Genomic DNA, 12,364 nt, shown 5'->3' with positions numbered 1-12,364 from the left:
TGCACGGCGCGACAACCACGCTGAAGGCTGGGTGAACTCTCATGGCGAGTGAAGAGGAACTGGTCGACTACCTCAAGCGGGTCGCCGCCGAACTGCACGACACCCGGCAGCGTCTGCGCGAAGTGGAGGAGCGCAGGCAGGAGCCGGTGGCCGTCGTCGGCATGGCCTGCCGTTTCCCGGGTGGCATCGAGACGCCCGAGGGACTGTGGGAGCTGGTCGCCGCCGGCGACGACGCCATCGAACCCTTCCCCACGGACCGCGGCTGGGACCTGGAGGGCATCTACCACCCGGACCCCGACCACCCGGGAACCTGCTACGTGCGCGAAGGCGGCTTCCTCAGCGCCGCCGACCGGTTCGACTCCGACTTCTTCGGCTTCAGCCCGCGCGAGGCCCTGGCCAGCAGCCCGCAACTGCGGCTGCTCCTGGAGACGTCCTGGGAGGCCCTCGAACGGGCGGGCATCGACCCCGCTTCGCTCAAGGCCAGCCCCACCGGCGTCTACGTCGGCGCCGCGACCACCGGCAACCAGACCCAGGGCGACCCCGGAGGCAAGGCGACCGAGGGGTACGCGGGCACCGCGCCCAGCGTCCTGTCGGGCCGCCTCTCCTTCACGCTCGGCCTGGAGGGCCCGGCGGTCACCGTCGAGACCGCGTGCTCCTCCTCGCTGGTGGCGATGCACCTGGCGGCCAACGCCCTGCGCCAGGGAGAGTGCGACCTCGCCCTCGCGGGCGGCGTCACCGTCATGTCCACCCCGGAGGTGTTCACCGGCTTCTCGCGCCAGCGCGGCCTCGCCCCCGACGGCCGCTGCAAGCCGTTCGCCGCCGCGGCCGACGGCACCGGCTGGGGCGAAGGCGCCGGCCTGATCCTCCTGGAGCGCCTCTCCGACGCCCGCCGCAACGGCCACAAGGTCCTCGCCGTCATCCGGGGTTCGGCCATCAACCAGGACGGCGCGAGCAACGGCTTCACCGCGCCCAACGGCCCCTCCCAGCGTCGCGTCATCCGACAGGCACTCTCCAGCGCCCACCTCTCCACGTCGGAGATCGACGTGGTCGAGGCGCACGGCACCGGCACCAGGCTCGGCGACCCCATCGAGGCCGAGGCGCTCATCGCCACGTACGGCAAGGAGCGCGAGGACGACCGGCCGCTGTGGCTCGGCTCGGTCAAGTCGAACATCGGCCACACACAGGCCGCCGCGGGTGTCGCGGGCGTCATCAAAATGGTGATGGCCCTCCAGAACGACCTGCTGCCCGCCACCCTGAACGTCGACGAGCCGACCCCGCACGTCCAGTGGGACGGCGGCGGCGTACGCCTCCTGACCGAACCGGTCCCATGGGCGCGCGGCGAACGTCCCCGCCGCGCCGGAATCTCCTCCTTCGGCATCTCGGGCACGAACGCGCATGTGGTCCTTGAGGAGGCACCCCGGGAAACACCCGCGGAGCCCGAGTCCGCGAGGCCCGAGCCCGAGCCCGAGCCCGGTGCGGTGGTGCCGTGGGTGGTTTCCGCGCGGACACCGGAAGCGCTGTGTGAACAGGCCCGCAGACTCGGCGAGTTCGTGACGTCCGACACGGCCGAAACGGACGACACGGATGCCTCTACCGCCGACGTGGGCTGGTCGCTGGCCACGAGCCGGGCGATCCTCGAACACCGGGCTGTGGTCATAGGCCGTGACTGGGATGCGCTGACGGCTGGTTTTGGCGCGTTGGCGGCGGGTGACCCGTCGGCGTCGGATGCGGTGGTGTCCGGGGTCGCCGGGGATGTGGGTCCGGGGCCGGTGCTGGTGTTTCCGGGGCAGGGGTCGCAGTGGGCGGGTATGGGTGCCCAACTGCTCGATGAGTCGCCGGTGTTCGCGGCGCGGATCGCGGAGTGTGAGCAGGCGCTGTCGGCGTATGTGGAGTGGTCGCTGACGGAGGTGTTGAGCGGGGACGGGAGTGAGCTGTCCCGGGTTGAGGTCGTGCAGCCGGCGTTGTGGGCGGTCATGGTGTCGCTCGCCGCCGTGTGGGCCGACTACGGCATCACACCCGCGGCTGTGATCGGGCATTCGCAGGGTGAGATGGCTGCCGCGTGTGTCGCGGGGGCGCTGTCCCTGGAGGATGCCGCGCGGATCGTAGCCGTACGCAGTGACGCGCTCCGTCAGCTGCAAGGGCACGGCGATATGGCCTCCCTCGGCACCGGCGCCGGGCAGGCCGCCGAGCTCATCGGGGACCGTCCGGGCGTGTGCGTCGCCGCCGTCAACGGGCCGTCCTCCACCGTCATTTCGGGACCACCCGAGCATGTGGCCGCCGTGGTCGCCGACGCGGAGGCGCAGGGGCTCCGGGCTCGCGTCATCGACGTCGGCTACGCCTCCCACGGCCCCCAGATCGACCAACTCCACGCCCTCCTCACCGAGCGCCTGACCGGGATCGAACCCACCCCCACCGACGTGGCGTTCTACTCCACCGTCACCGCCGAGCGACTGACGGACACCACCACCCTCGGCACCGACTACTGGGTGACGAACCTCCGCCAACCGGTCCGTTTCGCCGACACCATCGAAACGCTCCTGGCTGATGGCTACCGCCTGTTCATCGAGGCGAGCGCGCATCCCGTGCTCGGTCTCGGCATGGAAGAGACCATCGAGCAGGCGGATGTGACCGCCACCGTCGTCCCCACCCTGCGCCGCGACCACGGCGACGCCACCCAGCTCACCCGCGCCGCCGCCCACGCGTTCACCGCCGGGGCCGACATCGACTGGCGGCGCTGGTTCCCGGCCGAGCCGGGGACCCCTCGTACCGTCGATCTGCCCACCTACGCCTTCCAGCGCCGCCGCTACTGGCTGCCGGTGGACGGCGTGGGAGATGTGCGGTCCGCCGGGCTGCGGCGGCTGGAGCACTCGCTGTTGCCCGCGGCGCTCGGTCTCGCTGATGGTGCGCTCGTGCTGACCGGGCGCCTCGCGGCCTCAGGCGGCGGGGGATGGCTCGCCGACCACGCGGTGGCGGGGACGACGCTCGTCCCCGGCGCGGCTCTGGTCGAGTGGGCGTTGCAGGCCGCCGACGAGGCGGGCTGCCCCACCCTCGAGGAGCTGACGCTCCAGGCGCCTCTGGTGCTGCCCGTCTCCGGGGGTCTTCAGGTCCAAGTGGTGGTGGGCGCGGCCGACGAGGAGGACGGCCGACGAGAGGTGCGCGTCTTCTCGCGCGTCGACTCGGGCTCGGACTCCGACGAGGAAGCGGGCCAGGACGAAGGCTGGTCGTGTCATGCGACCGGTGTGCTCAGCCCCGAGCCCGGTGACGTACCGGACGGGTCGAGCGGACAGTGGCCGCCGGCGGGAGCCGAGCCGGTGGAGATCGGTGATCTCTACGAGCAAGCCGCGTCGGCCGGTTACGCGTACGGCCCGTCGTTCCAGGGCCTGCGCGCCGTGTGGCGGCACGGCAAGGATCTGCTGGCCGAGGTGGAGCTGCCCGAACAGGCGGGCGGCCACGACGGCTTCGGCATCCACCCCGTACTGCTGGACGCCGCACTGCACCCGGCGCTTCTGCTCGACCATGACGCACCCGGCGCACCCGGCGCACCCGGCGCATCCGGCGACCACGGTGCACCCGACGACGGGCAAGCCCCCCGCCTGCCGTTCGCGTGGAACGGCGTGTCCCTGTGGGCCACCGGCGCCGCCACCGTGCGGGTGCGTCTCACCCCGCAGAGGGAGGACGGGACGGAGGCCGGTGCCGGACTGTGCATGGCGGTCTCCGACGCCACCGGAGCGCCGGTGCTGAGCGTGGCCTCCCTGGCACTGAGGCCCGCCGACCCCGAACTGCTGCGCTCGGCCGACCGGGCGGGCAGTGTCACCAACGGCTTGTTCACCGTGGAGTGGACCGCGCTGCCCCCGGCGGCCGTCGCGGAGTACGGCGACGACGACTGGGCGGTGCTCGGCCAGGACATACCCGACTGGGCCGGGCCCGACATGCCCCGCCACCTCGATGTGCCCGCCCTGTCGGCCGCCCTGGACGAAGGGGCGCAGGTCCCCGCGACCGTCCTCGTCGAGACAGCCGTCCCTGCCGACGCGCCACTCGACATATCCGGCCGGACGGTCGCCGAACGCACCCTGCACCTGCTCCAGGACTGGCTCGCCGAGCCGCGCCTCGCCGATACCCGGCTGGTGCTGATCACCCACCACGCTGTGGCGGTCCCGGCGGACGACCACCCGAGCCCCGTCACCGTTCCCGCCACCGTCGACGCCCCCGCCGCCGCCCTGTGGGGACTGGTACGCAGCGCACAGGCCGAACACCCGGACCGCTTCGTCCTGTTGGACACCGACCACGGAACGGGGCCGGTGACGGGGACAGAAGCGGGGACCGGGTCGGGGACGGGGCTGGACCGGGCCGCTGTCGCGCGGGCCCTCGCCACCGGGGAGCCGCAGCTGGCCGTGCGCGCGGGAGAGCCACTGGCCCCTCGCCTCACCCGAGCCAAGACCCCCACAACCCCCGTCCTCACACCCCCCGCCCCCACAACCCCCGCCCCCACAGCCCCCATAAGCACCACGGAGGCCGACCCGTACCTCAGCCCCGGCGCCGCCACAACGCTCGACCCCGACGGCACCGTCCTCATCGCGGGCGGCACCGGAATGATGGGCGCTCTCGTTGCCGAACACCTCGTCCGCGCCTGGTCGGTGCGGCACCTGCTGCTCGTCAGCCGGCAAGGACTCGCCGCGCCCGGCGCCCGCGACCTCGCCGACCGGCTGACCGGCCTGGGCGCCTCCGTGCGCGTCGTCGCCGCCGACCTGACGGACGCGCGGGCCACCACCGACCTCATCGCGGCGGTCGGCCCGGCGCACCCGCTCACCGGTGTGATCCACGCGGCCGGCGTCCTGGACGACGCGGTGGTCACCGCACAGACCTCCGACCAGCTGGCGAGGGTGTGGGCGGCCAAGGCGTCCGTCGCCGCCAACCTGGACGCGGCCACGGCGAACCTGCCGCTGGGCCTGTTCGTGATGTTCTCCTCCGCCGCCGGTGTCCTGGGCAACGCGGGCCAGGCCGGATACGCGGCCGCCAACGCCTTCGTCGACGCCCTGGTCGCCCGCCGTCGCGGTGCCGGCCTGCCCGGTCTGTCGATCGCCTGGGGCCTGTGGGCGCGCGGCAGCGCCATGACCCGGCACCTGGACGACGCCGACCTGGCGCGGCTGCGCGCGGGCGGTGTGAAACCACTGCTGGACGAACAAGGGCTCGCCCTCCTCGACGCGGCACGCGCCGCCGCCCCGCACACCTCACAGGTGGTCGCGGCCGGTATTGATGTACGCGGCCTGAACAGGGACGACGTACCCGCGATCCTGCGCAACCTGACGGGCAGGGCCCGCCGCAGGGCCGCGACCGACGCCGCCGTCGACCAAGGCGCCCTGGAGCGGCGGCTCGCGGGCCTGGACGAGGCGGAGCGCCGGGCCGCCGTCACCGATGTCGTACGCGAGTGCGTGGCGGCGGTGCTCGGCCACCGGTCGGCGGCAGACGTGCGTACCGAGGCCAACTTCAAGGACCTGGGCTTCGACTCGCTCACAGCAGTGCAGCTGCGCAACCGTCTCTCTGCGGCGACCGGCCTCCGCCTGCCCGCCACGACGGCGTTCGACCACCCCACCCCGCAGGCCCTCGCGGCCTACCTCTGCACCCGCCTGGGCGGAACGGCCACGGCCCCCGCCTTGCCGGTCGCGCTGCCCGCCGCCACGACGGACGAACCGATCGCGATCGTCGCCATGGCCTGCAAGTACCCGGGCGGAGTGACCTCGCCGGAAGGGCTCTGGGACCTGGTCGCGGCAGGCGTGGACACGGTCGGGGAGTTCCCGACGGGCCGCGGCTGGGACCTGGAACGCCTCTTCCACCCGGACCCGGACCACCCCGGCACCAGCTACGCGGACGAAGGGGCCTTCCTCCCTGACGCGGGTGATTTCGACGCGGGGTTCTTCGGGATCAATCCGCGGGAGGCGCTGGCGATGGACCCGCAGCAGCGCCTGCTGCTGGAGGCGTCCTGGGAGGTGTTCGAGCGGGCGGGCATCGACCCGACGACGCTCAAGGGCAGCCCGACCGGCACGTACGTCGGCGTGATGTACCACGACTACGCGGCGGGCCTGGCCCAGGACGCCCAGCTGGAGGGCTACTCCATGCTGGCCGGTTCCGGCAGCGTGGTGTCCGGCCGCGTGTCGTACACCCTGGGCCTGGAGGGCCCGGCGGTGACGGTCGACACGGCATGCTCCTCGTCCCTGGTCTCCATCCACCTGGCGGCCCAGGCGCTGCGGCAGGGCGAGTGCAATCTCGCCCTCGCGGGTGGCGTCACCGTCATGGCCACGCCCGAGGTGTTCACCGGCTTCTCGCGCCAGCGCGGCCTTGCCCCCGACGGCCGGTGCAAGCCGTTCGCGGCGGCGGCGGACGGCACCGGCTGGGGCGAGGGCGTCGGCGTACTCCTCCTGGAGCGGTTGTCGGACGCGCGCCGGAACGGTCACCGGGTGCTGGCGGTGGTGCGGGGTTCGGCGGTGAACCAGGACGGTGCGAGCAACGGTCTGACGGCGCCGAACGGTCCGTCGCAGGAACGGGTGATCCGGCAGGCGCTGGCGAGCGGCCGCCTCTCGACCGGGGACGTCGACGTGGTGGAGGGGCACGGGACCGGGACGACGCTGGGTGATCCGATCGAGGCACAGGCTCTGCTCGCGACGTACGGGCAGGGGCGTCCGGCGGACCGGCCGGTGTGGCTGGGGTCGGTGAAGTCGAACATCGGCCATACGCAGGCGGCCGCGGGTGTCGCGGGTGTCATCAAGATGGTGATGGCGATGCGGCATGGTGTGGTGCCGGCGAGTCTGCACGTGGATGAGCCGACGCCGCATGTCGACTGGGCGTCGGGTGCGGTGCGGCTGGCGGCGGAGGCGGTGCCGTGGCCGCAGGCCGACCGGACCGCACGTCGTGCGGGTGTCTCGTCGTTCGGTGCGTCGGGGACGAACGCGCATGTGATCGTGGAGTACGTTCCCGAGCCGGTGGATGTGGAGCCTGCCCCGGAGCCGGAGGCCGCGGGAGGCGGTGACGGCGCGCTGGTGCCGTGGGTGGTGTCGGCGCGGAGCCCGCAGGCGCTGCGCGACCAGGCACGCCGACTGCGCGAGGCGGTGGCGGGCGACACGGCTGCGACGGTACGTGACGTGGGCTGGTCGCTGCTGCGTTCACGCTCACTGTTCGAGCAGCGTGCTGTGCTGGTCGGATCCGAGCGCGCCGAACTGACAGCGGGCCTCGACGCGTTGGCCGCCGGTGAGGCACACCCGGCCTTGACGCGGCCCGGTGACGGCACGGTGGCCCCGAGCGGGTACCTGGTCTGGCTGTTCAGTGGTCAGGGCAGTCAGGTGGTGGGGATGGGTGCTGGGTTGTATGAGCGGTTCCCTGTGTTTGCTGCCGCGTTTGATGAGGTGTGCGGGCTGCTGGGTGGGGAGTTGGGTGGTTCGGTTCGGGAGGTGGTGTTCGGGGGTCCGCGGGAGCGGTTGGATCACACGATGTGGGCGCAGGCGGGGTTGTTTGCGTTGCAGGTGGGTCTGGCGCGGTTGTGGGGGTCGGTGGGGGTGCGGCCGGATGTGGTGGTCGGGCATTCGGTCGGTGAGATAGCGGCGGCGCATGTCGCGGGGGTCTTCGGTCTGGCGGATGCGTGTCGGGTGGTGGGTGCGCGGGCGCGGTTGATGGGTGCGCTGCCTGATGGTGGTGCGATGTGTGCGGTGCAGGCCACGCCTGATGAGCTGGCAGCGGACCTTGAGGGTTCCGGTGTGAGTGTCGCGGCGCTCAACACGCCGGATTCCACGGTCGTTTCGGGCCCTTCGGGTGAGGTGGAGAGGGTTGCCGCGCTGTGGCGGGAGAAGGGTCGTAAGACCAAGGCGTTGTCGGTCAGTCACGCGTTTCACTCCGCTTTGATGGAGCCGATGCTGGGGGACTTCACCGAGGCGGTACGTGGGGTGGAGTTCGCCGCACCGAAGATCCGGCTGATCAGCAATGTCACGGGCCGGGAAGCCGGGGCGGAGATCACGGCTGCGGAGTACTGGGCCAAGCATGTGCGCCAGACAGTCCTCTTCCAGCCCGCTATCGCCCACCTCGCCGACCACGCGCGTGTGTTCGTGGAGTTGGGGCCCGCCCCGGTACTGATCACCGCCGCCCAGCACACCCTGGACGACCTCGCCGATCCGCTGGCGCCCGAGCCGGTGCTGGTCTCCTCGCTCGCCGGTGAACGTCCCGACGAGCGGACGTTCGTGGACGCGATGGCCCGTCTCCACACCGCCGGTGTGGATGTGGACTGGTCGGTGCTGTTCCCGGCCGACCCCGCGCCTCGCACGGTCGAGCTGCCCACGTACGCGTTCCAGCGGGAGCGGTTCTGGCTGGCGGGGCGTGCAGGCAGTGGGGACGCGGCGGGGCTGGGGCTGGTGGCGGCGGGGCATCCGTTGCTCGGTGCGGCGGTGGAGTTCGCAGATCGGGGCGGGTGCCTGCTGACCGGGCGTCTGTCGCGGTCCGGTGCTTCGTGGCTTGCCGACCATGAGGTCGGCGGGACGGTGCTGGTGCCGGGTGCGGCGTTGGTCGAGTGGGCGTTGCGGGCCGGTGACGAGGTCGGCTGCGCGACGGTGGAGGAGCTGATGTTGCAGGCGCCTGTGGTGGTGCCTGCGGCGTCGGGGCTGCGCGTGCAGGTCGTGGTGGACGAAGCCGGGGAGGACGGGCGGCGCGGCGTACACGTCTACAGCCGCCCCGACGCCGATGCCGGTGTTTCAGCTGCCGTGGGTGGTGAGGACTCCTGGATCCGCCACGCCACCGGCGTCCTCGCCCCCGAAGCCGAGCCTCAAACGGTCGAAGGGGCCGGGGCATGGCCCGGTGCGGGCACCGTGCCCGTGGACCTGGAAGGCTTCTACGAGCGCGTGGCCGACGCAGGCTATGCGTACGGCCCGGCGTTCCGAGGCCTACAGGCCGTGTGGCGGGACGGTCAGGACCTGCTGGCCGAGGTCGCCCTGCCCGAGGCCGCCGACGCGCACGACCGCTACGGAATTCACCCCGCCCTCCTCGACGCCACCCTCCACCCGGCCCTGCTGCTCGACTGGTCCGACGGTCAACCGCAGGACGACGGCAAGGTCTGGCTGCCGTTCACCTGGAACCAGGTTTCCTTGTGGGCTGCGGGAGCCGGCACCGTACGCGTGCGACTGTCGCCCGGCGAGCACGACGAGACCGAGCGGGAAGTGCGGGTCCTGGTCACCGACACCACCGGCGCGAACGTCCTGAGCGTGGCATCGGTGACGTTGCGGCCCGCCGACCTCGGGCAACTGCAGTCCGCGCGGACGCAGGACGATGGTCTGTTCACCGTCGACTGGACACCGCTTCCGGCTCCGCAGGCAGACGTGTCCGACGGTGGCGGTCGGGCCACGCTCTCGGACGAGGGCGGCGGTCTGGCCGGTGTGGTGGCGTCGGTGGGTGATGAGGTGCCGTGGGCGGTGCTGGCGCCTGTCGATGCCTCCGCGGGTGATGGGCTGCGGGTTGCCGAGCGTGTGCTGTCGTCGGTGCAGGAGTTCCTGGCCGCGCCCGAGCTGGTCGAGTCCCGGCTTCTCGTCGTGACGCGGTCCGCGGTCGCCACGGATGGTGACGACGATGTGGAGGCGTCAGCGGCCGCGGTGTGGGGTCTGGTGCGCAGTGCGCAGTCGGAGAATCCGGGCCGCCTCGTCCTGCTCGACATCGATGACGCCTTGCCCGCGGATGACTCCGGCGTGGTGCTGCCGCAGTCTCTGCTGCGCCAAGCCGTCGAAGACCTCGACGAGTCCCAACTCGCCCTCCGCGAAGGCACACTTCTGATTCCCCGACTTGTTCGCGCAAGCGGTGGTGCCGGTATCACTCTGCCCGATGACCGCGCCTGGCGCCTGGACAAGGGGAGCGCCGAGACGCTGGAAGGCGTGGCGCCGGTCGCGTACCCCGAGGTGCTTGAGCCTCTGGGGCCCGGCCAGGTGCGCCTCGCCATCCACGCGGCGGGCATCAACTTCCGCGACGTCCTGGTCGGTCTCGGCATGGTGCCGGGGCAGATCGGCCTGGGCGGCGAAGGCGCCGGTGTCGTGACAGAGGTCGGCCCGGAGGTGACGCACCTGTCGGTGGGCGATCGCGTCATGGGCGTACTCCACGGTTCCTTCGGGCCGACGGCCGTCGCGGACACGCGGATGGTCGCGCCGGTCCCGAGGGGCTGGGACATGCGGCAGGCGGCCGCGATGCCCGTCGCGTATCTGACGGCTTGGTACGGCCTGGTCGAGCTGGCCGGGTTGAAGGCGGGCGAGCGCGTGCTGATCCATGCCGCCACGGGTGGAGTGGGCATGGCGGCGGTGCGGATCGCCCGGCACCTCGGAGCCGAGGTGTTCGCCACCGCGAGCCCGGCCAAGCACGCCGTGCTTGAGGAGATGGGGATCGACGCCGCCCATCGTGCGTCCTCCCGGGACCTCGCCTTCGAGGACGCGTTCCGGCAGGCCACCGACGGCCGGACCATGGACGTCGTACTCAACAGCCTCACCGGCGAGTTCATCGACGCCTCCCTGCGGTTGCTGGGGGAGGGCGGGGGCCGGTTCCTGGAGATGGGCAAGACGGACCTGCGGGAGCCCGAGGAGGTGGGCGCGGAGTACCCGGGCGTCACGTACACCGTCTACGACCTCGTCACCGACGCCGGGCCCGACCTCATCGAGGTCATGATGCGGGACCTCGGCGAGAAGTTCGCGTCAGGGACCCTGGCCCCCCTGCCCGTGCGTTCCTGGCCGCTGGACAGGGCACGCGAGGCGCTCCGGTTCATGAGCCGGGCGAAGCACACGGGCAAGCTCGTGCTCGACGTACCCGCCCCGCTCGACCCTGAGGGCACGGTGCTGATCACCGGTGGCACCGGCGCGCTGGGGCAGGTCGTGGCGGAGCACCTGGTGCGGGAGTGGGGCGTACGGCATCTGCTGCTGGCGAGCCGACGCGGCCCCGACGCCCCGGGTGCTGAGGAACTCATGGCTCGCATAGCCGAGTTGGGCGCAGAAGCAACCCTCGCTGCGGCTGATGTGGGCGATCCCGCGTCAGTGGCGGAGCTCGTCGGCAAGACGGACCCAGCGCATCCGCTGACCGGCGTCGTGCACGCGGCGGGTGTGCTGGAGGACGCGGTGGTGACCGCGCAGACGCGGGACGGGCTTGCGCGGGTATGGGCGGCCAAGGCTGCCGCCGCCGCGAACCTGGACGAGGCGACCCGAGACCAGCGTCTCGGACTGTTCGTCGTGTTCTCCTCGGCGGCCGCGACGCTCGGCAGCCCGGGGCAGGCCAACTACGCGGCGGCCAACGCGTACTGCGACGCGCTGATGCAGCACCGCAGGGCTCGGGGGCAGGCAGGACTCTCGGTCGGATGGGGCCTCTGGGAAGCCGCGCACGAGAAGGGGGAGGCCGCGCACGACAAGGGGGAGGCCGCGCACGAGAAGGGGGAGGCCGCGCACGACAAGGGGGAAGCCGCGCACGACAAGAGGGGCAACGACATGGTCGGCGCGACCGAAGCCCAGCCGCCCGGCCACACCGAGAACGCGCCCGCCGGAATGACCGGCTCCCTCAGCGCCACCGACGTCGCCCGCATGGCCCGCATCGGCGTCAAGGCGATGACCACCGCCCACGGTCTCGCCCTCCTCGACGCCGCCCACCGCGACGGCCGCCCTCACCTGGTGGCCGCCGACCTCGACCCCCGCGTCCTCGCCGGCAAACCCGCCACCGCCCTCCCCCCGCTCCTCCGCGCTTTCGCCGGCGGCAGGGGAGCCGCGCGGCCGACCGCCGCCACGGCGGCCCGGCAGAACATCGACTGGGCGGGCAAGCTGTCCGCGCTCACCGCCGAAGAACAGCACCGCACCCTGCTCGACCTGGTGCGGACGCACGCGGCGGCCGTCCTCGGGCACGCGGGGACCGACGCGGTCCGCGCCGACGCCCCCTTCCAGGACCTCGGCTTCGACTCCCTCACGGCGGTCGAACTGCGCAACAGGCTGTCCGCCGCAACCGGCCTGCGCCTGCCCGCCACGTTCATCTTCCGGCACCCCACCCCGTCGGCCATCGCCGAAGAGCTGCGCACGCAGCTGTGCCCCGCGGGGGCCGACCCGGCGGCGCCGCTCTTCGGCGAGCTGGACAAGCTGGAGACGGTGATCGCGGGGCACGCGCACGACGAGGACACGCGTGGCCGCCTCGTGGCGCGCCTTCAAAGCCTGCTGTGGCGCCTCGACGACACCGCGAGCGCGGCGGGCGACACCGGCGGGGACGCCGCCGGGAGCGACGACCACGACCTCGAATCCGCGTCGGACGACGAGCTCTTCGAGCTGATCGACCGAGAGCTGCCCTCTTGACCAGGAGGGAACCAGGAGTGGACTTGACCAGGAGTGGAGAA

1 protein-coding gene is annotated in these 12,364 nt (G+C 72.5%); it reads left to right on the top strand.

The genetic code is table 11. From position 1 onward, the window contains the following. Window positions 1-41 precede the first annotated feature (41 nt). The gene (locus tag AB0N81_RS13385; protein WP_365357928.1) at window positions 42-12,323 is read left to right on the top strand and encodes an SDR family NAD(P)-dependent oxidoreductase; all 12,282 of its coding nucleotides are present in this window, start codon (window positions 42-44) and stop codon (window positions 12,321-12,323) included. Window positions 12,324-12,364 lie beyond the last annotated feature (41 nt).

It is taken from the genome of Streptomyces sp. NPDC093510 (assembly GCF_040683555.1).
Taxonomy (GTDB): Bacteria; Actinomycetota; Actinomycetes; order Streptomycetales; family Streptomycetaceae; genus Streptomyces.
Note: the sequence above shows the minus strand (reverse complement) of the source record. Positions and strands in the feature narration are given on the sequence as shown.

Excerpts from the sequence above, each read along its gene's own strand:
- AB0N81_RS13385 (WP_365357928.1), top strand. The coding sequence starts at position 42 with ATGGCGAGTGAAGAGGAACTGGTCGACTACCTCAAGCGGGTCGCCGCC.